This window comes from Myxococcus xanthus (genome assembly GCF_006402735.1).
In the GTDB taxonomy this organism is placed as follows: Bacteria; Myxococcota; Myxococcia; order Myxococcales; family Myxococcaceae; genus Myxococcus; species Myxococcus xanthus_A.
Window position 1 is genome coordinate 6,540,273 of the sequence record NZ_CP017174.1, and the last position, 20,751, is coordinate 6,561,023.

Consider the following 20,751-nt stretch of genomic DNA (forward strand, 5'->3'; position numbering starts at 1 on the left):
AACGAGAAGGCCCGCGGTCTCTCAAGGAGACCACGGGCCTTCGGAACTTCAGCAGCGGCCAGGGCCGCGCTCGGGCTCAGTCCTTGACGGGCGTGGCCTTGAGGGCCGCCTTGCCTTCCTTCACGTAGACCTGGAAGCGCACCGTCTTGCACGCGTACTTCTGGACGAGCTGCTCCTTGTTCTTGCGGAGCTTCTGCACGAACTTGTCGTACGTCAGGCCGTCCGCCGCCTCGCCACACCGCTCACGGGTGGTGAGGAACTCACGGAAGACCTCCTGGAAGTGCTGCTCGTCGGTGAGCGCCACCGCGGAGTTGCCCAGGCCCGGCAGCGGAATCGCGGCGGGCTGAGGGGCGGAGCGCGGCGGCGGCATGGGAATGGCGTCCGACGTCGGGGGCCGCGCGCTGGCCTGGAGCAGCTCGCGCGGAATCGCCGCCACGCGCGTCGTCTCCGGGCTGTCCGGTGCGGCCTGGGAGGCCGCCAGGGCGAAGGGGTCCGCCGCCTGCTGCAGCGAGTACGCCGCCGTGGGCTGGTCCTCGAAGGCGAACGCACCCCGGCGAGGGGATGCGGGCGACAGCGGCTCGGGCCCACCGAAGGCCTCGGACGAGGACTCGAACGGCATCGCCCCCGCGTGCGCGGGCGGATGCTGCGGCGGCGCGGGGAACGGGAACGCCTCGGCCGAGCCGAAGGGGTCCGCTGCGGGCGCGGGCGCCGGAGGGGCAAAGGCGAACGGGGCCGCCGCGGGGGCAGGAGGCGGCGGGGCGAACGCGAACGGATCGCCCAGGGGCGCCTGCGCCGGGGGCGACATCGCGAACGGGTCTCCCGACGGCGGCGGCGCCTGCAGCGCGAACGGGTCGGCGGCGGGCGCGGGGGCCGGGGGGGCAAAGGCGAACGGGTCGGCGGCGGGCGCGGGGGCCGGGGGGGCAAAGGCGAACGGGTCGGCGGCGGGCGCCGGAGCGGCCGGCGGCGGCGCGAAAGCGAACGGGTCCGCGGCGGGCGCCGGAGCCGCGGGCGGCGGGGCGAAGGCGAACGGGTCCGCGGCAGGCGCCGGAGCGGCCGGCGGCTGCGTGACAGCGGCCGGAGCAGGCACCGCGGCCATGGCGGCCGACAGGCTCAGCGTGTCGGAGCTGCCACTGGACGCCTCCGCGTCAGCCGCCTTGCGGCCGGAGCCCATCATCAGCGTCCACAGGAGGCTCAGGCCCAGCAGGCCCGCCAGGGCGAACAGCGCGTTCTGCTGATACGCGGCCAGCGTGCCCAGCACCGGCTGCGTGCTGGCGATGGCGAGCACCTCCAGCGGCGTGCTGGCCAGCGCTCGGCGCGAGCCCACCATCAACGGCGCGCTCCCGCCCAGGGGATCATCCTGGGTGAAGACGGGCAGCGCCACCGGGCCCAGCTCCAGGAACTTGCCGGTGCTCAGCACCACACCCGAGGCATCCGCGGCGACCTTCGTCAGCGAGCCTTCCGCCAGCAGCTTCTGCGGACCGGCGACGCCTGCCAGCGCGTCGCCCTTCACCAGCGCCAGCGCGGCCACGCCCGACGCCTGGACGGCGGCCTCCAGCCCGCCCTCGTCCAGCAGCGGCGCCCCCAGCACCAGCGTCACCGCCGGCGACCCGGCGGTCCACGCCAGCGGCACCGCGGCGAACGCATGCGGCGCACCGAAGGCATCCACCACGCTGGCCCCGGACTTGACGAGGCTCACCACGTCCAGCTTCGCCGCGTCCGAGGACGGCTCGGCCCCGGCCACCGCGTGGAACTGCATGTCCTGGGCGACCACGGCCACCACCGCGCCCTTGAGTTCCTGGGGAATCAAGGCTTCGACGGCGCTGCGCACCGCGGCGAAGCGCTCGGCGGTAAAGGCGCGGGCGGCGCCAGCTTCCGCCTCGGCGCGCTCACGCTCGCGCTGGTTGCGCGGCGCGGGCTGCTCCGGAAGCGGCGGCGCGGCGGCGGACACCACTTCCGGCATGGCCGCGAGCTTCAGCGCCAGCGACTGCACTTCGGCACGACGAGAATCCACACGGCGCGCCACCTCGGCGGCGCCCGCGGAAGCCTGGGCCGATGCTCCGGCGACGGCGCGCTCGCGCAGCGGTCCCGACAGCATCGGCAGATGAGCAACGCCCAGTCCGATGACCAGGAATGCGAAGACGAGGAACTTGAGGCGGACCATCGCCGTCCTTTTAGCCCGAGGTTGAAGGGTTCCGCTTATAGCGTTCACCGTTCGGCCCCAGCAAGATTCGGGCACTGGACAAGACAAGCCCGGCCGCCAGGTGTACGACCTGGAAGGCCGGGCTCTTGCCGCCGCCAACCGCGATTAGTAGGTGGGAACGTCGGCCGCCACGTCCTCGGGCAGGCCGTTGGTGTGGACATCGCGCCGCTTCCCCAGCATGCGCTTGAGGCTCGTCTCCAACCGGTCACGCGATGCGTCGATGGCGGGGAACAACGAGTCCGCCGTCTCCGTCACATGCACCGAGGAGAGCCCGGGCAGTCGCACCGTAACCCGGCATTCCTTGTCCATGCCGCCCTTGGGCCCATTGGTGTCCACCAGCGAGATGTCGATTTCCGCTGCCTCGTCATCCGCGAACCGTTCGATATGGCGCACCAGGTGTTCGTCGACATACGACTTGAGAGCATCCGACAGGTTCAGGTGCACTCCACGCAGCAACACCTTCATGGCATTTCCTCCGAGCCCAAAGATGGGCAGCCTGACGCCCGGTGGTGAGCCACCCCCTCCCTATTCATGGAGCCCCCATGGCGCTCCCCTGCTCTCCGGCCGGCTGGGCAGCGAAGCGCTCGCATCCGGGAAGGACGAATCCCCACCGCCGCGCGGGTTTCTCAAGGGCATGGGCGCCGAACGAATCAAGGTCTTGCTGGTCGAGGACGACGGGGACAGCCGGGAGCTGCTGGCGGAGCTGCTGGAGTCGGAGTTCGACGTGAAGACGGCCACGGATGGCCTGGCCGGCCTCAAGATGTTCGAGGCCGAGCACCCGGACGTGGTGGTGACGGACGAATCCCTCCCAGGCATGTGCGGCACCGAACTCGCGCAGAAGGTCAAGGAGCGCGAACCCCGGGCCCGCGTCATCCTCGTGTCCGGTTACACACAGGTGCAGGGCTCCGAACACTGTGACGTGGTGCTGCGCAAGCCCATCGACGTAGAGCGCCTCAGCGCCGCGGTGTGCAGGCTGGGCGACGAAGCGCGACACTGAACAAAGTGACGGGCCCTGGGTGCCGTCCACGGAACCCAGACCTACTATTTCCCTCCAGACACCCACGGGCAGGAGGGACGGCGATGAAATACTGTGCGAGGTGCGGCTCCGAGTATCAGGACGGCGTCAACGCGTGCGCTGACTGTCCAGGCAACCCGCTCCTCGTGAGCGCGGAGGAGATGCGCAGCAGGGGGCTGCCGCTCCCGCATGAGCTGGATACCCGCGTCTTCGTCCGGGCCGGCTCCGCGGAGGACCCCTTCACCGCCGAGGTCTACACGCAGCTCCTCCAGGACGCGCACATCCCCGTCCTGGTACGCGCTGGCCGCTCGGGCGTCGTAGACAAGCTGACCACCGGCAACGTGCTGCCCTGGTGGGAAATCCACGTCCCCGCCGACCAGCAGGTCCGGGCCACGACGCTGATTGAGCAGGAGCGCCTGCGGGAGCTGGCCACCAACGACGAGGCCGCGGCCGCCGCCGAGGCCGAGGAGCGGGAGACCGAATCCCCCGCCGCCGAGGCCGAGGAGCGGGAGACCGAATCCCCCGCCGCGCCGCCACCGGCCTACTGAACGCGCTCAGGGCACCGGGCGCGCCACCGAGCCGCCGCTCGCCATATCGGGGCGGCGCGGCTCGAAGAGGCTGACGCCCGTCACCTTCCACTTCGAGTAGCGGCCGTTGCGGGCCAGGAACGTCTCCAGGTCCTCGTCCACCACGCGGTTGTAGCCGCCGCGTGAGGCGTGGCGAAGGTACGTGCGCTTCTTGCGCTGCACCACGAAGCCCAGGTGGGTGATGCGGGTGGCCTTCAGCGGCAGGTCCTCGCGCATCACCACCAGGATGGTGCCCGAGGGGATGTCGCGCGCGTGCGCCATCACCCGCTCCAGGGGCAGCATGTTCAGCGGGTACGTGCCCACCACCTGCTGCGCCTTGGGCAGGCCCAGCGCCTGCGACGAGCGCGACTGCCAGGTGACCTTCGTCAGTGACTTCGTCACCGTGACGGCGTCATCCCCCGCGTAGCGCCGCGTCACGTCCGACAGGAAGCCCTTGCGGATGTTGTTGGGCAGCCACTGCGCCTCCATGAGGTGGTTGCGGTCCTCATAGGTGGGCGCGCTCGCGTAGCGGATGCGCTCGAGCAGCGACGCCACCTCGTCCTCGCTGCCCGCGAGGCTCAGCGCCATCGACTGCTCCACGAAGGTGAGACAGTCCACCGCGTCCAGCCGGAAGGTGGGGTCGGGGTCCACGCCCTGGCCCTCGCCCAGCGGCGACAGGACATAGGGCGTGTTGATGAAGCGCTCGCTCATCCGCAGCAGCCGCCCCGCCAGCGGCGCGTCCGCGTCCTCCGACACGAGCGCGGCGCGCGCCTCCGCGCTGAGCCCCACCCAGCCATTGGGCTTCACCGGCCGGGCCGTGGCGAGCTGCTTGGACGCCGAGGGCGATTCCAGAAGCGCCTCGGCACCGGGCCGGGCGTCCACGTCCTCCGAGGGCGTGGGGGCCGCGGGCGCCTGCGACAGCAGGGCCGCGGCCAGGACCGCGACGACGTTCATTGCGCGACACCCGCCTTGCGGAGGATGGCCTTGCGCCGGTCGTCACGCAGTTGGAGCGTCTCCAGCTCCCGCTCGTACGCGAGCTTCTCGTCGGACTTCGCGTTCCACGACGCCAGCACCAGCCACTCCAGCATCGACGCGTCCCCGCCCTCGTGGAGGATGCGGGCGGCGCTGGCGGCCAGCGCGCGGTCCTTGTCCTCCAGCAGCGGCTTGAGCGCGGGCGAAGCCTTCTTCGCGCTGACGCCTTCGTAGAGCTCCAGGCCCTGCCGGCGCACGAAGCGGTCGTCCGAGCCGAGCAGCTTGCCCGCGAAGGCGAAGCCCTCCGGCGAGCCCAGCCGGCACAGGCCGCGCGCCGCCGCGAAGCGGGTGCTCTCCGAATCGCTGGCGAGGAACTCCTTGAGGGCCGGCGCCTGCTTGGCGTCCCCGGCCTCCCCCGCGGCGGCGAGCAGGGCCGCGCGCACCTCCAACTCCGGCTCCTTCCGGGCGGTCTTCACCAGCAGGACGCCCATCTTCGGATTTCGCGAGGCGCCCAGGGCCCGCGCCGCCTCGCGGCGGACCCCGCTGCTCTTGTCCTCCAGCAGCGGCACCAGCACCTGGGTGAGCCGGCTGTTGAGCTTCGCCAGGCCCTGCGCGGCGTACATCCGCACCGCGCTGTCCTCGTCCGACGCCAGACCCGCGAGGGTGGGCTCGGCGGCGCGCGTTCCCAGCCCCGCCAGCACCGCGGTGAGGTTGCGGCGCAGCCGCTCCTCGTGGACGGTGCGCAGCGTGGTGGCGATTTCCCGGGCCGCGTAGGCCTCCTCGCGCAGGAAACGCAAGCGGGAGACGGCCGCGGGGACGGCGCCCCCCTGCACCACGGTCTGGATGACCGCGTCCGTGTCCGCGCGCCGGGAGTTCCGCTTGGCGGCGGACGCCGGTCCGGACAGGGCGGTCCAGGGGAGGAGCAGCGAGAGCAGGAGGACGAGGCGGACGGACGGAGGCACGGGCCCCCGACGATGGCAAGGGCGGCGCCGGCCGTCAAAGTCCCGCCACATGCCCGGTCCCCCGGCCGGCACGTCTGCCCGATTCTTGACCCTCCAGGGGGCGATTGATACGACCGCGAGGTTTCACCTCTCTCTCAAGGCGCCACCCTATGAAGAAGCTGATGGCGTTGGTGGCGGTGTCGGGGACGCTCACCGCGTGCGGCCCCGTGAAGTCCACCGCGAATATCCTGGACGCTGAAGTGCAGATTCAGGCCGCGCGCACCGCCGGGGCGGAGAAGCTCGCGCCCTACGAGTGGACCGCCGCCAACCTGTACATCGGCAAGGCCCGCGAGGAGGTGGGGTACTCCGACTATCAAGCCGGCGTTGACTTCGCCGTGAAGGCCTCCCGCTACGCCAACGAGGCCCGCGAGAAGGCCATGGCCGTGGCCGGAAGCACCGAGCCCGGCGGCCGTACTCCGAACCCGTGATGACCGAGCGCTTCCCGATGACGCGTCCTTCCCTGGTCACGCTGCTTCCCCTCCTCTTCTCCCTCTCCTGTGTCAGCGGCAGCAAGATTCGCGCGGACACGGAGGTGCTCTCGGCCAACGTGGAGCGCGCCCGCCGTAGCGGCGCCCTGCGCTGCGCGCCCGTGGAGTTGGCCACCGCCGAGGCCCACCTCGACTTCGCCCGTGGCGAGCTGAGCCAGGGCAACAGCGGCCGCGCCGACACCCACGCGCGCACCGCCGACGCCGCGGTGAACCGCGCGCTGGAGCTCTCCAAGAACTGTGGCCCGCGCCAGGTGCTGGTCCGCGACCGGCCGGAGGCCTCGCAGCCGCAACAGCCCCAGCAGCCGCAACAGCCGCAGGTGGTGGTCCGTATCGAGGAGACGGACAGCGACGGCGACGGCATCCTGGACAAGGACGACCCCTGCCCCGACCAGGCCGAGGACATGGACGGGTTCCAGGACGAGGACGGCTGCCCCGACCCGGACAACGACAACGACGGCGTGCTGGACGGCAACGACAAGTGCCCGCTCACCCCTGGCGTGCCGGAGAATCAGGGCTGCCCGGCCGAGGCGCCCAAGGACCGCGACGGCGACGGCATCCCCGATAACGAGGACAAGTGCCCCGACCAGGCCGAGGACAAGGACGGCTTCCAGGACGAGGACGGCTGCCCCGACCTGGACAATGACGGCGACGGCATCGTCGACACGGCCGACAAGTGCCCCAACGAGGCCGGCCCCATGCAGAACCTGGGCTGCCCCATCGTCGACAAGGACGGTGACGGCATCCTCGACGTGGACGACAAGTGCCCGGACGAGCCCGAGGACAAGGACGGCTTCCAGGACGAGGACGGCTGCCCCGACCTGGACAATGACGGCGACGGTACGCCGGACGTCCAGGACAAGTGCCCGAACGACGCCGGCCCGGCGGAGAATGGCGGCTGCCCGGACAAGGACACCGACGGTGACGGCATCGTGGACCGGCTGGATGCGTGCCCCGAGGAGCCGGGCGTCCAGGAGGAGCGCGGCTGCGCCAAGCAGTACAAGATGGTCGTCATCAAGCGCGACCGGATTGAAATCAAGAAGCAGATCCTCTTCAGCTCCGGCTCGCACAAGATCTACGGCAAGCAGAGCACCGCGGTGCTCGACGACGTGGCGCAGGCCCTGCGCGACGCGCCGTGGATCAAGCGCATCCGCATCGAGGGCCACACCGACTCGATGGGCAATGACGCCTCCAACCTGCGGCTGTCCCAGCGCCGTGCGGACGCGGTCATGGCGCAGCTCATCCGCCGCGGCATCGACCCGGGCCGCGTCCAGGCCGTGGGCTTTGGCGAGACGCAGCCCATTGCCCCCAACAGCACCAAGACGGGCCGCGCGATGAACCGCCGGACCGAGTTCAAGGTGGCGGAGTAGCAGCCGCCCTGCCCCGGCCGCACCTGGCCGGGGCACGACGCACCAGACGCCTCCGGGGCCTCGCGCCCGCGGAGGCGTCGTCGTTTCGGGGCTCAGCCGTCCTTGAGCAGCTCGTGGAGGACCTCGGTGGCATACGCACCCCGAGGCAGCTCGAAGGTGAGCCAGAGGTCCTCGCCGTCCGCCGTCTTCTCCACGGTCAGCTCGGGCGAGCCCAGGCGGACGCGGTAGGGGCGGCGGCTGCCTTCCGTCTCACCACCGCCGCGCTTGAAGTCCTCCGGCGTGACGCCCGCTTCCGTCAGCAGCCGCGCCTCGAGCTCGGCCACGGCTCCGGCGGAGGCCGTCATCTTCGGCCCGAAGAGCGGGCCTGCCGGGCTCACCTCGAAGGCGGCCACGCGGGGGCCGTCCACCTCGGGTGACTCGCACACGAAGAGGCCGCCCGTCTCCTCCTTGCGCAGCACGTCGCCGGCGAGCGCGGTGGCCAGCGTCCCCGCGTGCAGCCGCGCCGCCAGCGCCTGGTTGAAGAGGCGCGACTGGAAGGCGGACAGGTACAGCTTGCGCTGGAAACGGTCCGGCCGCTTCGGCAGCCGCTGGCCCAGCACCAGCAACCGGCCCAGGTCGGCGTTGTCCCCTGCCCGGCCGAAGCGCTGCTCGCCGAAGTAGTTGGGCACGCCCTGCGCCACCAGCCGGGAGAACGTCTCCCGCGCCGCGCCGGAATCCTTCACGTCGCGCAGGCGCAGGCGGAAGCGGTTGCCCCGCAGGTGCCCGGTGCGGAGCTTGTTGCCGTGGCGCTTCGTCCACAGAACCTGGACGCCGTCCAGGGCGAACTCCGGCACCTTCGGCTCGGCGCGCGCGGGCACGGACACCAACTGACGGGTGATGGCGTGCCGGTCCTTCATCCCCGCCACGCCGATGTCGTCCTCGGACACGCCCAGCGCCGCGGCCAGCGCGCGCACCAGCTCGCGCGTGTCACGGCCCCGCTTCTCCACCCAGAGGTAGAGGTGCTCGCCCTCGCCGGAAGGCAGGTAGGCGGGAACCTCCTCGACCTCGAAGTCCTCGGGAACCAGCTTGAAGGCGCCCCCACAGCCGGGCACCTCCGCCGTCAGGCGCGGCCAACCAGAATCCGTCACGATGCCTCGAGCGTGGACAACAGTTCCTTCACGCGGCGGGCCAGGTCCTCGTCCGCGCGAGACTCCAGCAACTCACCGGCCTGGAAGAGCAGGAAGAACATCATGTCGCTGAGCGCCTGCCTGAAGGTCGCCAGGGGCTCACTGCCCAGCTGCGCGCGGTGGCGCTCGAAGCTCTCGATGAGCTTGTTCTCAGGGAGGCTGCCGTCCGGAGCGAAGGCCAGCCCCTCCAGCACCGGCGACGACGACAGGCCCTGACCGGAGAGGGCCGCGTTGGCCGCGGCGATGAACTCGCGATCCATGCCCTGCTTGGCCACCTCGTCGCGAATCTCCCGGAAGATGAAGTTGAAGACGCGGGCCACCGGGCGCGGATCCACCGTCACCACCGGACGCGCGGGCGAGCGGGCCGGAGCCTGCGCCGTGCGCTCGGCCGGCTGGGGAATCGGCGTCGGGACGCCCGGGCCAGGAACCATCAGCGGCTTGTCCGTCACCGAGGCGAAGCCGCCCTCCAGCAGGCGGAAGACCACCTTGGTGATGTCGAACTCCGACAGGCGCGCTGCGTGCCCCAGCTCCAGAATCGTGCGCCGGCCGTCGAGCAGGCCCAGCACCCGGTCCTCGTCCTCCTCCAGCTTGCCGTCCGAGGCGCGCTTGCGCGTCACGTACAGCCGGCCGTGGGGGATGCGCTTCCGGAAGTGCGCCATCTCGTCAATCTTCCGGATGCTGTCCATCAGCAGGCTCTGCGTGGACAGCTGGATGATGTGACCGGACTTGTCCTCCACCGGCTGGTCGATGAGGAAGAAGTTCCCCTCCCGGCACAGGACGATGGCGTGGAAGATTTCGCTCACCTGGTGGGTGACGCACTTGAAGAGGTCGTGCGACTTGAGCAGCCCCTTCTCCACCAGCGAGCGCCCCACCTTGGAGGGCGGTTGCTCGCGCAGCGCCGCCTCCACCTGGGCGCGCTCCACGTAGCCCATCCGTACCAGCACCTCGCCCAGCCGGTCGGCCGGGTCGTCGGAGGAGGCGCCGCGCACCTCACCCTCGCGCAGGGTGACGGAGCGCTCTCCGCCCGGCGAGTGGACGCGCACCACGCCGCTCCAGCGCGACTGGCTGAGGAAGGCGATGAGGTCCGACAGCGGGAAGCCGCCCGCGTCCCCCGCCAGCACCACGCGCGGCGCCGGGATGGAGCCGCCCTCCGCGGGCGTGCGGGAGAACACCAGCAGGTCGGGCGCCGTCGCCATCAGCGCGTACGTCCCCGAGCGTCCCGCCAGCGGTGAGGGCACATGCCGGTCCTCGGGGACGAGCTGCGCCGACGCGTCGATGCGGAAGCGGGGTGTCATGGCGGCGTCAGTCAGCCGCCCAGGCGTTCTTGTTGGCGGACCACTCCAGCTCGTCTTCCAGGCTGTGCGACAGCATCTCCGCCTCCACGAAGGACAGGTCCAGCGCGCGTCCGTTGAAGTACACGGAGGGCGTGCCGCCAATGCCCGCCGCGCGGCCCTGGCCGCGGTAGCCGTCCAGCTCTTCCTTATACGCGTCCGTCTTCAGCAACGCCGCCAGCTTCGCGCCATCCAGGCCCAGCGACGTCGCCAGGGCGGCAATCGCATCTGGCTTGAGGTTGGACTGGTGCTCGAAGAGCGCGTCGTGCATCTGCCAGAACTTGCCCTGGTCCCGCGCCCACAGCGCCGCCTGGGCGGCCGCCTTCGCGTTGGGGTGCATGGACAGGGGGAACGGCAGGTAGCAGAAGCGCACCTGCTGCGCGTGCTTCTTGGCGAAGGCCTCCAGCACCGGGCGGGCCTTGGCGCAATACGGGCACTCGAAGTCGGAGAACTCCACCACCGTCACCGGCGCGCCGGCCGGGCCCATGCACATCCGGTCATCCACCTTGAACTGCGCCCGCGGGTCGCGGAAGGCGGAGTAGTACGTCGACAGGGAGAGGATGACCTCGGTGGCCGGGCTTCCCTCCGACACCCTGCGCGCGGCCAGCTGCGCCATGCGCCGGGCGTGCTTGCAGGGAGTGTGCGACTTCAGACAGGCGCCCAGCGTGTGGGGGCAGCCGCAGTAGCAGAACTCGTCATTGAAGACCGTGCCCAACTCCCGCTTCGCCGTGGGAGACAGCGAGGAGAAGTCCATGCCCGGGATGCCCGACACGGCGGCGGCCGGGTCCATGGGCGCGGCGGCCGGCTCGGCCGGGGCCGGAGCGGCGGGAGCCTGCGGGGCCGGGGCGGGCGACGCCGACTGCCCCCCCGTTGGGGCCGCGCTCTCGGGATTCTTGCACCCCGTGGCCGTCAGGACCGCGGCGGCCAGCAGGGGAACGACACGCTTCCAGCAGGAAAGGAGCACGCGGCGGGTCTTAGCGATGCGCGCGGGGCTTGTAAAGCAACGCCAGCCTTGGCAGGGAAGCGCCTGTTCATCATGCCCAGAGTCCTGCTGTTGCATACCGGGGGTACGCTCGGAATGGCCGGGGGGCGCCCGTCCGCCCTGAAGCCCGCGGCCTTCTTCAAGACACTCAAGGCCCGCGTGCCGGAGCTGTTCGAGCTGGCTGACATCGAGCTGGAGCTGTTCAGCAACCTGGACAGCTCGGAGATGCAGCCGGAGCTCTGGAGCCGGATGGCCGCGCACCTCCATGCGCGCCTGCCCCACTTCGACGGGGCCGTGGTGACCCATGGCACGGACACGCTCGCATACACCGCGAGCGCCCTCTCCTTCATGTTGCGCAACCCGCCCTGCCCCGTGGTGTTGACGGGGTCGCAGCGGCCGCTGGGCAAGATTCGCTCGGACGCGCGGCTCAACCTCATCGACGCGGTGCTGTCGGCACTGCAGGGCCCCCGCGAGGTCACCATCTGCTTCGACTCGCGCCTGTACCGGGGCAACCGCGCCCGCAAGGTGAAGGTGTCCGAGTACGACGCCTTCGACAGCCCCAACTTCCCCGTGCTGGGCACCCTGGGCGTGGACACCACCTTCGAGCCGGGCCTCAAGCCCCGCGGGGCCTTCCGCCTCTATGAGCGGTTGGACCCCAAGGTCTTCCTCCTCAAGGTATACCCGGGGCTGGACCCGGCGCTGCCTCTCCAGTTGCTACCGCACGTCCGGGGACTGGTGCTGGAGGCCTACGGGGCGGGCAACTTCCCCATCGCCCCGGAGCTGGGGCGCTCGCTGAAGCCCCTCTTCCTCCAGGCGCGCGAGCGGGGCGTCCCGGTGGTGGTGGTGAGCCAGGCGCACCGGAATGGCGTGGACCTCTCCCTGTATGAGTCCGGGGCGGCGGCATTGGAGGCCGGGGCGATGGGCGGCGCGGACATGACGCCGTCGGCGGCCCTGGTGAAGCTGATGCAGGGGCTGGCCTACCACTCCGGCGCGTCCGGGGCCCTGGCACGCTACATCCAGGGCCCGGTGGCCGGAGAATTGACCGTCGGAAGGCCGACAGTCGCCCCGGAGGCCCCCGCCGGCCCCCCCGCCACCCGGCGGTCCCGAGGAGAGTAGTGGAGAGTCGGGCAGTATGCTTGCCGCCGCGAAAAGGCGGCCCGTAAGATGGGTGCCGCGATGTCCGAGGAGAAAACTTCCGTCCATTCGATTTCGGACCTGCTGGGCAGTGCCCAGCAGCAGAGTGCCTATCTGATCGTCATCAGCGCCAAGTCCGCGGCGGGCATCGGGCGCATGTTCAAGCTGGACCGCTCCGAGGTCGTCCTGGGGCGCAGCTCCGAGGCGCAATTCCAGGTCGAGGATGACGGCATCTCCCGCAAGCACGCCAAGGTGGTGGCGCTGGGAGACGGCCGGTTCCAGCTGGTGGACCTGGCCAGCACCAACGGGACGTACCTCAACGGCCTGAAGGTCAACGCCGCCCCGCTCTACGACGGCGACAAGATCCAGATCGGCTCCAACACCGTCCTCAAGTTCTCCATCCAGGACGCGCTGGAGGAGCAGTACCAGCGCAGCATCTATGAATCCGCCACGCGTGACGGCCTCACCCGCGTCTACAACAAGAAGTACTTCCTGGAGACGGTGCGCAAGGAGTTCAGCTACTGCCTGCGCCACCGGGTGCCGCTGTCGCTGGTCCTCTTCGACGTGGACCACTTCAAGAAGATCAACGACGCGTATGGCCACCCGGCCGGTGACTACGTGCTGACGCGCATCGCCCAGCGGGTGAGCGACACGGTGCGCACCGAGGACCTGCTCGCGCGCTACGGCGGCGAGGAGTTCGCGCTGATGCTGCGCGAGTCCGCCGAGGACCAGGCCCTGGCGTGCGCGGAGCGCTGCCGGTACGCCGTGGACAAGGCCGACTTCGTCTTCAGTGGCACGCCCATCAAGGTGACCATCAGCCTGGGCGTGGCCACGCTGCTGGACTCGGACTTCTCCCAGCCCGAGGACCTCATCGCCGCGGCGGACAAGTACCTGTACCGGGCCAAGCGCGCGGGCCGGAACCGCGTGGATGCGAAGGCCATCAGCGGGCTCTGAGTTTCGGGCGCGGGCCCTCCCCGCCCCCTACTGACCGAAGCCCAGCCTCCGCAGCGCCTCGCGCGACACGTGCTTCACATGGGAGTCCGGATCGCGCGCCGCTGCGTCCGACAGCGCGGCCGCGGCCTGCGCTCCACCAATCCGGCCCAGGGCCGTTGCCGCGGCCACCCGCACAGCGGCCTCCGCATCCGCCCGCAGGCACCCCGCCAGCGCCTTCACGTGCGAAGCGCGCCCAATCTGCTCCAGCGCCTCGGCGGCAGCGGCGCGCACCACCGCATGGTCCGACTCCAGCAGCATCGCGGCATCATCGCCCCGGGACGTCTGCCGCTGAAGCGTCAGCAACTCCAGTGCAGCGCTCACCACCTCGGGAGCCCCATCCCCCAGCGCACGCGAGGTGGCCTCTGACACGCCTGGGTGCCGCGTCGTCAAACCGCTCAAGGCCCGCACGGCCCCCGCGCGAAGCAGCGGCTGCTCATCTGCAAGGAACGGCTCCACCGAGGACACCCTATCCCGAGCCCCCTCGCTACAGTCCGCCAGCTGTGCCAACGCAGCGCCTCGGACGGACGCGGCCAGCGCCTGGTCCCGAGCCATCCCCAGGAAGAAGGCCGCACACCCCTTCTCCCTCGCCATGGCCTCCAGCCACGGCCGCGCCTGCATCGCGTCACTCGACTCGATGCGCCGCTCCGCCGCCGTGCGCAGCGGGACGCCTTCCGCATCGGCCAGCGCCCGCGCCGCATCCCGGCGCACCCACCGGTCGGAATCGCCGAGCGCCCGCTCCAGCTCCCGCATCGCCAGCGGCCCATACACCCGCAACGACTCCACCGCGCGTCGGCGCTGGAGTGGATCCGCCACGGTCAGCTCCGGCTGCATCCCCTCCAGCTCCTTCGAATACACAGCGAAGAGCCGGTTGATGCGCGCCTCCTCCGCGGGCTTCGCCTCGTCCAGCAGCATCCGCCCCACCGACGACCGGCTGCGCCCCGCCACCACCTTGAGCGCGCTGGCGCTGACCGCATCCACGCTCTCCGGCCGCGTCGCCATGGCGTCCAGAAGAACGCGTGCGGGCTTGCGGCCCAGGAACCCGGCCAGGTGGGCCAGCGCCGAGCTCCGAACCGCCAGGTCCTCCGCGTACAGCTCCAGCTCCAGCGCTTCGCGAATGGCCTCCCGCCGCCCCCACACGCGGGCCGCGGCATTGGCGCCGCGAGGTCCGGCATCTCGCAGGAACTTCGCGGAGGAAGCCCCGGCCTCCGCCGCGGCGCGAGCCGCCGTCAGACACGCAGTCAGGTTGGACGACACCGGCTCCGCCATGACCCAATCCGCCAGGGCCCGGCGATCCGTGACGCCCTGACGCCTGGCATCCGCGCGCACCGCCGCCCACCTCACCCGCCAGTCCGGATCCTTCATGGCGGAGACGAGCGGCGCACGAGGAATGGGCCGCTGCCCCGCCAGGCCCTGCACCCAGGAATCCACGCGGCCTCCCGGCAGGCAGCTGCCGCAGGTCCGAGCGCGCAAGGCCGCGTCCGTCACGTGCCGCTGGCAGGACATCCAGCATTCTCGGGTCGGGGTCCCACCTTGCTGCTGGCCGGTCGTCAGGAGTACCACCAGGAGGAGGGCTGGGCTCACGAGGCGGACAGTGTAGTTCATCCGACTTAGCGTTTTCGTCCAGCGTCCTTGCGTTTTCCCTCCCAGTGGGTCATACCCGCTGCCCCTTTTGATCTACACCCACATCTACGTACGGCGGAAGGAGGTGACTGCATGCCCGGTATCCGAGTGAAGGAAGGAGAGTCCATCGAGAGCGCCCTCAAGCGTTTCAAGAAGGCCACCGAGAAGGCTGGAATCCTTTCCGAGATCCGTAAGCGCGAGCACTACGAGAAGCCTTCCGTGAAGCGGAAGAAGAAGGCCCTCGCCGCCAAGAAGCGCGCTGTGAAGAAGGCCCGCAAGTCGTTCTAGGCGCGTGCCTCGCGCGTGGAGCCGGGGCGCCACCGATGTCAGGTGCCCTGGCTCCCGCCGTCGAAGTCCCCCTGAACAACGTCTTACCCTCCGGAGCTGCGACCATGGCCACCCTGAAGGAGCGGATCGACGCGGACCTGAAGGACGCGATGCGGTCCAAGAGCGAGCTGACGCTGAGCGTGCTGCGGATGCTCAAGAGCGCGGTGAAGTACAAGGAAGTGGAGCCCGGCGCCTCCGCCCTGGATGACGCGGGAGTCCTCACTGTCATCGCCGGCCTCATCAAGCAGCGCCGTGATTCCGTGGAGCAGTTCAAGACGGGTGGCCGCCCGGAGCTGGCGGAGAAGGAAGAGGCTGAAATCAGCATCCTCCAGAACTACCTGCCCAAGCAGCTGACCGCCGACGAGCTGGCCGCCGAGGTCCGCGCCGCCATCGCCGAGACGAGCGCCAAGGGACCCAAGGACATGGGCGCGGTGATGAAGAACCTCAACGCCAAGATTCACGGCAAGGCGGAAGGCCGAGCCATCTCCGAGGCAGTGAAGTCGGAGCTCGCGAAGCTCTCCTGAGCCCTCCACCGTTCTGAGGTCAGCGCTGGCGCTGTCGGGAAACCGGCGGCGCCTTTGCATTGAAGGGCTGGACAGGGATGCGGAAACTTGCTCCCTCGGCCCCCCGTCATTAAGTGCCTGGGTCAGTCCCGCCGCGCCACCCGCTCACCCCAGCGGAAGTCGCGTGCAGGGGCCTCAGGAGTCCACCCCATGCCGCAAACACCCCCTGCCTTCGCGAGCGCTCCGGCTTCCGCCCCCATGGGGATGATCCGCCAGGTCGGCGGGTGGGCAGGCGACGTCAGCCCTGTCAGACACGATGCAGGCGCTGGGCCCGCCCAGGGGTGGGCCAGGGGGTGGGAGTCGTGATTCCTGAGCACAAGATCCAGGAGGTCCTCGAACGGGTGGACCTCGTCGGGCTCATCTCCCGGCATGTCGACCTGAAGAAGGCCGGGCGCGAATGGAAGGCCTGCTGTCCCTTCCATCAGGAGAAGACGCCCTCTTTCTACGTGGTGCCGGAGAAGCGCTTCTATTTCTGCCATGGCTGCCGCGCGAGCGGCGACGCGGTGTCATTCGTCCAGCGCTACCTGGGCAAGACGTTCCTGGACGCGGTGCGGGACCTGGCGCGCGACCTCGGCGTGGACCTGGAGGCCGAGCAGGACCCCAGCATGCGGGAGCGGCAGCAAATCAAGGAGGCCACGGACCAGGCCGCCGAGCACTTCCGCGCCATGCTGTGGCAGCAGGACGAAGGCCGCTCCGCCCGCGCCTACATCGCCAGCCGCGGCGTCTCCGAAGAGACGGCCATTGCGTTCGGCCTGGGCTGGGCGCCCCTCGAATGGGCCTCACTGACGGAGCGCTTCCAGAAGCTGGGCATGCTGGAGTGGGCGGCGAAGGCCGGCCTGGTCCTCAAGCGCAACAGCGGCGACGGCTACTACGACTTCTTCCGCAGCCGAGTCATGGTGCCCATCCGCGCGCCGGAGGGCCGCCCCATCGCCTTCGGTGGCCGTCTGGTTGGCGCGGATGAAGGGCCCAAGTACCTCAACTCGCGCGAGTCCCGGCTCTACAACAAGAGCGAGACGCTCTTCGGCATGGACCAGTCCCGCGACGAGATTCGCAAGCGCAAGGCCGCCGTGCTGGTAGAGGGCTACTTCGACGCCATTGGCCTGCACCAGGTGGGCGTGCGGCACGCGGTGGCGCTGTGCTCCACCAACCTCACCGCCGGACACATGCAGGTGCTGAAGCGCGCCGAGGCCCGCGAGCTGATTCTGCTGTTGGACGGCGACTCGGCCGGCCTTGCCGCTGTCGAACGGCTTTCCGGTCCCCTGCTCGCCGCAGGGGCGACCGCGCGAGTTGCCCTGCTGCCGCAAGGGGATGATCCAGACACCTTCGCGCGTCGAGAGGGCCAGGAGGGCGTGGAACGGCTGCTGGAAGGCGCCCACCCGCTCACCGGCCACCTGTTCGCCTCGCTCCTCCCGGAGGGCAAGGCCGCGAGCTTCGAGGAGAAGATGGCAGCGCTCGATCGGCTCAAGCCGGTGGTGGGACAGGTCCCCGTCGGCCTGGTGCGCGCCACCCTCTTCAGCGCGGTGGCCGAGCACTTCGGCTGGCGGCCTGCGGACGTGGAGGCGGCCCTGCGCAGCAAGGTGCCCCTGCCCAAGCCCGCCGGCGGGGACGCACCTCCTTCGAGCCCCAACCGCCCCGCCCCGCCCCTGGAGAAGCCTCCCCCCGCGCTGGAGTGCTTCTACGTGGGCGCGGTGTTGAAAGAGCCACGGTTGATGGCGCGGGACACCTTCCGCGTGTGTGACGAGCTGTCCCACATGGGCCTGCGCATGGCGCTGGCGCATGCGACGTCGGGGCACGGCGCAAACGATGCGCTCTTTGAATCCTCGGAAGCCGTGAAGCGCGGCATTGAAAGCGCGCTGCGGCAGCTCCCCTCGGAGCCTGTTCCCCTGGAGGCGGCGTTCCTCTCCATCTGCAGGGAAATCATGGTGCGGCGCATCGACGAGCGGCTCGTTTATATAAAGCGGGCGACAGAGCAGACCCCGGGGGCGTTCGACCTGACAGAGGAGACGCGCCAGCTCCTGGCGGAGCGCGTGGAACTGTTGGCGCTCAAGAAGCGTGTCCTGGAGGAGCTCAAGCCTGCCTCCTCGGGAACAAAGGCGCCCATGCAACCGGTTTGAGTTCGCGTTTGTAAGAAACCCTGACTTTGCGGTAGATCGGCCGGCTCGCCCAGGCCTCAAGCCCCTGAATTTGCTCAAGGAGAAGTACCCGAATGCCGACGCAGAAGCCCTCGAAGGCGTCCGTGAAGCCGACCAAGAAGAAGGTGGATCCGGTGATCCGCAAGAAGAAGGCTCCGGACGGTGCCGCGGCGAAGGGGGCCAAGACGGGCGCCGAGGAGAAGGAAGAACTCGTCGCGAGGGACGTCGTCGCCGAGGCGACGGAGAAGCTCAAGAAGAAGAAGAAGGGCGTGGCGCCGGCCATGGGCGATGACGTGGACCCGGAGGAGGCCGCGGAAGAGGCCGCCGCCGCCGTCCAGGTGGACCCCGACGCCGTCGAGGACGACATCGAGGAGGATCCGGTCGCCGAGCGCAAGGAGGTCAAGGACCTGCTCGCCGCGGGCCGTGAGAAGGGCTTCCTCACGTACGACGAGGTCAATGACGCGCTCCCCGCCGACATCGTGTCGTCCGATCAGATCGACGACGTGATGAGCATGTTCGGCGACAACGACATCGAGATTGTCGACGCGCAGAAGGCCGCTCAGAACAACGAAATCAAGCCCACCGTCACCGTCGAGGAAGAGAAGGAAGACGCCGACGAGGACGAGAAGGACGAGGACGACGAGCCGGGCGGCAAGTCGAACGACCCGGTGCGCCTGTACCTGCGCAAGATGGGCAGCGTCAGCCTGCTCACCCGCGAGGGCGAGGTCGAAATCGCCAAGCGCATCGAGGACGGCGAGAAGGAAGTCCTCCGCGCGCTGCTGGCGTGCAAGGTGGCCGTCGAGGAGATCCTCGACATCGGCAACAAGCTGAAGACGGCCAAGCTGCGCGTGCGCGACGTCATCAAGGACGCGCCGGAAGAGGCGCAGTCCGAAGGTGCCGAAGAGGCGCCCGAGGAAGTCGGCGAGGGCGACGCTCCGGCGCAACTGGCGCAGAGCGAGCTCAACAAGATCGAGCAGATCTGCAAGCAGATCGAGCGCTTCCGCAAGTTCGCCCAGGACTGCGACGTCCTGGAGGAGGAGCTGTCCTCCAAGAAGAAGCTGACCGAGGTCCGCAAGAAGGAAGTGAAGCAGGAGATCAAGGACCTCCGGACCAAGATGATGGAAGTCCTGGAGGAGATGCGGCTCAACAAGAAGCAGGTGGACCGCATCGTCATCAACCTCAAGGCCCTCATCGAGCGCGTCGACAAGGCCGAGGACGAGCTGCGGGATTTGGAGCGCCGCTACGACTGCTCCATGAAGGAGCTGCGCCCGCAGTTGAAGGAGTCGCGGGAGAACCCCAACATCGGCAAGAAGCTGCAGAAGCAGCTCAACCTCACGCCGGAGCAGTTGGAGGTCCTGGACCGCGACGTGCGCACGGCGGTGCGGAAGATCAAGAAGGTCGAGGAGGAGGCCAACCTCCCCGTCGAGTCGCTGCGCCGCAACTACGACGCCATCCGACTGGGTGAGCGCCGCGCCGAGCGCGCCAAGAGCGAGCTGGTGGAGGCCAACCTGCGCCTCGTGGTGTCCATCGCGAAGAAGTACACGAACCGCGGCCTGCAGTTCCTGGACCTCATCCAGGAGGGCAACATCGGCCTGATGAAGGCCGTGGACAAGTTCGAGTACAAGCGCGGCTACAAGTTCTCGACCTACGCCACCTGGTGGATTCGTCAGGCCATCACCCGCGCCATCGCGGACCAGGCCCGCACCATCCGCATCCCGGTGCACATGATCGAGACCATCAACAAGCTCATCCGCACCAGCCGCTACCTGGTGCAGGAGATTGGCCGCGAGCCGACGCCGGAGGAGATCGCGGAGAAGATGGAGCTGCCGCTCGACAAGGTCCGCAAGGTCCTCAAGATTGCGAAGGAGCCCATCTCCCTCGAGACGCCGATTGGCGAGGAAGAGGACAGCCACCTGGGCGACTTCATCGAGGACAAGAGCCTCGTGTCGCCGGCCGACGCCGTCATCAACATGAACCTGGCGGAGCAGACCCGGAAGGTGCTCGCCACGCTGACGCCGCGTGAGGAGAAGGTGCTCCGCATGCGCTTCGGCATCGGCGAGAAGTCCGACCACACGCTGGAAGAGGTGGGTCAGGACTTCGAGGTGACGCGCGAGCGCATCCGTCAGATTGAGGCCAAGGCGCTGCGCAAGCTGCGCCACCCGAGCCGCTCCAAGCGCCTGCGCTCCTTCGTGGAGAGCTGAACCGCGCCTGAGCTGAGCTGAAACGTGGGCCCCCGCTCCATTCGTGGACCGGGGGCCTTCGTGTTTCTAGAGTCCGAGGCCGTGGCGCTCCGAGCGAAGACGAAGACAGCGAAGGCCGAAGCGAAGAAGGCTTCCCTCCCCTTCTCCAAGGCGGTGTGGCAGGCGGTCCGGGCCATTCCGCGCGGGCAGGTGCGCTCCTATGCCCAGGTGGCGCTCTACGCGGGCCGTCCTGGGGCGGCGAGGGGCGTGGGCCGGGAGATGGCCACCCTGCCCCAGAAGCCCGAGCTGCCGCTGCCCTGGTGGCGCGTCACGCGCTCGGACGGAACGCTGGCGCCCCAGGTGGCGCAGGAGCAGGCACGGCGCCTGAGGGCCGAGGGCATGGAAGTGGCACAGCGTGGGGACACCTTCCGCGTGAAGGTGCCCCGCGAGGCACCGGCCCCTGGACTGGCAACGAAGCGGAAGCGCTGAGGGTGGGTTGAACGAGGCCCCTTGCCAGGACTGCGCGCCCAGGGATATTCAATCCGTTACGCGGTTGGTTGGCGCATGAGGGCCCTTAGCTCAGCGGTTAGAGCTGTCGGCTCATAACCGATTGGTCCCTGGTTCGAATCCAGGAGGGCCCACTCCCCTCAATGCCTTGCAATTTCTCGGGAATCTCTCCGGGGGGGGTCTGTCCATTGAGCGGCATCCGCTGAG

19 protein-coding genes and 1 tRNA gene are annotated in these 20,751 nt (G+C 69.7%); 12 read left to right on the forward strand and 8 right to left on the reverse strand.

Annotated features, from left to right (window positions below):
- Positions 1-76: 76 nt before the first annotated feature.
- Both BHS09_RS26595 and hpf read right to left on the reverse strand, forming a co-directional pair.
- Positions 77-2,161 (reverse strand): MXAN_5187 family protein, encoded by a 2,085-nt coding sequence (locus BHS09_RS26595; protein WP_140799468.1) that lies wholly within the window; start codon positions 2,159-2,161, stop codon positions 77-79.
- 144 nt (positions 2,162-2,305) lie between these two features.
- Positions 2,306-2,665: a ribosome hibernation-promoting factor, HPF/YfiA family gene (hpf, locus tag BHS09_RS26600; protein ID WP_090491726.1), complete on the reverse strand. Its 360-nt coding sequence runs from the start codon at positions 2,663-2,665 to the stop codon at positions 2,306-2,308.
- A gap of 169 nt (positions 2,666-2,834) precedes the next feature.
- Here hpf and BHS09_RS26605 point away from each other — a divergent pair, with 169 nt between their 5' ends.
- A complete protein-coding gene (locus BHS09_RS26605) occupies positions 2,835-3,197 on the forward strand; it encodes a response regulator (protein ID WP_163884322.1) in 363 nt (120 codons plus the stop codon).
- A gap of 83 nt (positions 3,198-3,280) precedes the next feature.
- Positions 3,281-3,763 carry a putative signal transducing protein gene (locus BHS09_RS26610; protein WP_140794314.1) on the forward strand — a complete coding sequence of 161 codons (483 nt, stop codon included), beginning with the start codon at positions 3,281-3,283 and terminating at the stop codon, positions 3,761-3,763.
- Between the two features lie 6 nt (positions 3,764-3,769).
- On the opposite strand, the gene BHS09_RS26615 is transcribed toward BHS09_RS26610, so the two are convergent.
- Positions 3,770-4,735 (reverse strand): N-acetylmuramoyl-L-alanine amidase-like domain-containing protein, encoded by a 966-nt coding sequence (locus BHS09_RS26615; protein WP_140794315.1) that lies wholly within the window; start codon positions 4,733-4,735, stop codon positions 3,770-3,772.
- Entirely contained in the window at positions 4,732-5,787 is a 1,056-nt protein-coding gene (locus tag BHS09_RS26620) for a HEAT repeat domain-containing protein (RefSeq protein WP_140794316.1), read from the reverse strand. The genes BHS09_RS26615 and BHS09_RS26620 overlap by 4 nt, the downstream gene beginning before the upstream one ends.
- A gap of 77 nt (positions 5,788-5,864) precedes the next feature.
- On the opposite strand from BHS09_RS26620, the gene BHS09_RS26625 reads away from it, so the two are divergent.
- Entirely contained in the window at positions 5,865-6,182 is a 318-nt protein-coding gene (locus BHS09_RS26625) for a DUF4398 domain-containing protein (protein WP_011555164.1), read from the forward strand.
- A 17-nt stretch (positions 6,183-6,199) separates the two neighbouring features.
- Positions 6,200-7,609, forward strand: coding sequence for an OmpA family protein (locus BHS09_RS26630; protein WP_174258902.1), 1,410 nt, complete (start codon positions 6,200-6,202; stop codon positions 7,607-7,609).
- 92 nt (positions 7,610-7,701) lie between these two features.
- Here BHS09_RS26630 and truD read toward each other — a convergent pair whose 3' ends face one another.
- The 3 genes from truD to BHS09_RS26645 are packed head-to-tail and all read right to left on the reverse strand — an operon-like array spanning position 7,702 to position 11,070.
- The gene (truD, locus tag BHS09_RS26635; protein ID WP_140794318.1) at positions 7,702-8,736 is read right to left on the reverse strand and encodes a tRNA pseudouridine(13) synthase TruD; all 1,035 of its coding nucleotides are present in this window, start codon (positions 8,734-8,736) and stop codon (positions 7,702-7,704) included.
- Positions 8,733-10,070 (reverse strand): DUF4388 domain-containing protein, encoded by a 1,338-nt coding sequence (locus BHS09_RS26640; protein ID WP_140799469.1) that lies wholly within the window; start codon positions 10,068-10,070, stop codon positions 8,733-8,735. Before BHS09_RS26640 ends, truD begins: the two co-directional genes overlap by 4 nt.
- Before the next feature lie 7 nt (positions 10,071-10,077).
- Positions 10,078-11,070, reverse strand: coding sequence for a DsbA family protein (locus tag BHS09_RS26645; protein ID WP_140794320.1), 993 nt, complete (start codon positions 11,068-11,070; stop codon positions 10,078-10,080).
- A gap of 72 nt (positions 11,071-11,142) precedes the next feature.
- Here BHS09_RS26645 and BHS09_RS26650 point away from each other — a divergent pair, with 72 nt between their 5' ends.
- Positions 11,143-12,204 (forward strand): asparaginase, encoded by a 1,062-nt coding sequence (locus BHS09_RS26650; protein ID WP_140794321.1) that lies wholly within the window; start codon positions 11,143-11,145, stop codon positions 12,202-12,204.
- 60 nt (positions 12,205-12,264) lie between these two features.
- Complete coding sequence (locus tag BHS09_RS26655; RefSeq protein ID WP_026114337.1) at positions 12,265-13,176, forward strand: GGDEF domain-containing protein; 912 nt, start codon at positions 12,265-12,267, stop codon at positions 13,174-13,176.
- A 27-nt stretch (positions 13,177-13,203) separates the two neighbouring features.
- Here the strand turns inward: BHS09_RS26655 and BHS09_RS26660 are convergent, their stop codons facing one another.
- A complete protein-coding gene (locus tag BHS09_RS26660; RefSeq protein WP_140794322.1) occupies positions 13,204-14,817 on the reverse strand; it encodes a HEAT repeat domain-containing protein in 1,614 nt (537 codons plus the stop codon).
- A gap of 111 nt (positions 14,818-14,928) precedes the next feature.
- On the opposite strand from BHS09_RS26660, the gene rpsU reads away from it, so the two are divergent.
- From rpsU to BHS09_RS26690, 6 genes are all read left to right on the forward strand, one after another.
- On the forward strand, positions 14,929-15,123 hold the full coding sequence (gene rpsU, locus BHS09_RS26665) for a 30S ribosomal protein S21 (protein WP_002614080.1): 195 nt from the start codon (positions 14,929-14,931) through the stop codon (positions 15,121-15,123).
- Positions 15,124-15,227: 104 nt separating this feature from the next.
- Positions 15,228-15,686: a GatB/YqeY domain-containing protein gene (locus tag BHS09_RS26670; protein WP_174259341.1), complete on the forward strand. Its 459-nt coding sequence runs from the start codon at positions 15,228-15,230 to the stop codon at positions 15,684-15,686.
- 332 nt (positions 15,687-16,018) lie between these two features.
- The gene (gene dnaG / locus BHS09_RS26675) at positions 16,019-17,839 is read left to right on the forward strand and encodes a DNA primase (RefSeq protein ID WP_174260593.1); all 1,821 of its coding nucleotides are present in this window, start codon (positions 16,019-16,021) and stop codon (positions 17,837-17,839) included.
- 92 nt (positions 17,840-17,931) lie between these two features.
- Positions 17,932-20,058 (forward strand): RNA polymerase sigma factor RpoD, encoded by a 2,127-nt coding sequence (gene rpoD, locus BHS09_RS26680; RefSeq protein WP_140794325.1) that lies wholly within the window; start codon positions 17,932-17,934, stop codon positions 20,056-20,058.
- An 81-nt stretch (positions 20,059-20,139) separates the two neighbouring features.
- Complete coding sequence (locus BHS09_RS26685; protein WP_237077446.1) at positions 20,140-20,526, forward strand: MGMT family protein; 387 nt, start codon at positions 20,140-20,142, stop codon at positions 20,524-20,526.
- A gap of 79 nt (positions 20,527-20,605) precedes the next feature.
- Positions 20,606-20,678: transfer RNA gene (locus tag BHS09_RS26690), tRNA-Ile, on the forward strand.
- Positions 20,679-20,751 lie beyond the last annotated feature (73 nt).

Excerpts from the sequence above, each read along its gene's own strand:
- BHS09_RS26625 (WP_011555164.1), top strand. The coding sequence starts at position 5,865 with ATGAAGAAGCTGATGGCGTTGGTGGCGGTGTCGGGGACGCTCACCGCG.
- BHS09_RS26610 (WP_140794314.1), top strand. The coding sequence starts at position 3,281 with ATGAAATACTGTGCGAGGTGCGGCTCCGAGTATCAGGACGGCGTCAAC.
- BHS09_RS26670 (WP_174259341.1), top strand. The coding sequence starts at position 15,228 with ATGGCCACCCTGAAGGAGCGGATCGACGCGGACCTGAAGGACGCGATG.
- BHS09_RS26655 (WP_026114337.1), top strand. The coding sequence starts at position 12,265 with ATGTCCGAGGAGAAAACTTCCGTCCATTCGATTTCGGACCTGCTGGGC.
- rpsU (WP_002614080.1), top strand. The coding sequence starts at position 14,929 with ATGCCCGGTATCCGAGTGAAGGAAGGAGAGTCCATCGAGAGCGCCCTC.
- BHS09_RS26660 (WP_140794322.1), bottom strand. The coding sequence starts at position 14,817 with ATGAACTACACTGTCCGCCTCGTGAGCCCAGCCCTCCTCCTGGTGGTA.
- BHS09_RS26630 (WP_174258902.1), top strand. The coding sequence starts at position 6,200 with ATGACGCGTCCTTCCCTGGTCACGCTGCTTCCCCTCCTCTTCTCCCTC.
- BHS09_RS26650 (WP_140794321.1), top strand. The coding sequence starts at position 11,143 with ATGCCCAGAGTCCTGCTGTTGCATACCGGGGGTACGCTCGGAATGGCC.
- BHS09_RS26615 (WP_140794315.1), bottom strand. The coding sequence starts at position 4,735 with ATGAACGTCGTCGCGGTCCTGGCCGCGGCCCTGCTGTCGCAGGCGCCC.
- BHS09_RS26595 (WP_140799468.1), bottom strand. The coding sequence starts at position 2,161 with ATGGTCCGCCTCAAGTTCCTCGTCTTCGCATTCCTGGTCATCGGACTG.
- BHS09_RS26640 (WP_140799469.1), bottom strand. The coding sequence starts at position 10,070 with ATGACACCCCGCTTCCGCATCGACGCGTCGGCGCAGCTCGTCCCCGAG.
- rpoD (WP_140794325.1), top strand. The coding sequence starts at position 17,932 with ATGCCGACGCAGAAGCCCTCGAAGGCGTCCGTGAAGCCGACCAAGAAG.
- hpf (WP_090491726.1), bottom strand. The coding sequence starts at position 2,665 with ATGAAGGTGTTGCTGCGTGGAGTGCACCTGAACCTGTCGGATGCTCTC.
- BHS09_RS26605 (WP_163884322.1), top strand. The coding sequence starts at position 2,835 with ATGGGCGCCGAACGAATCAAGGTCTTGCTGGTCGAGGACGACGGGGAC.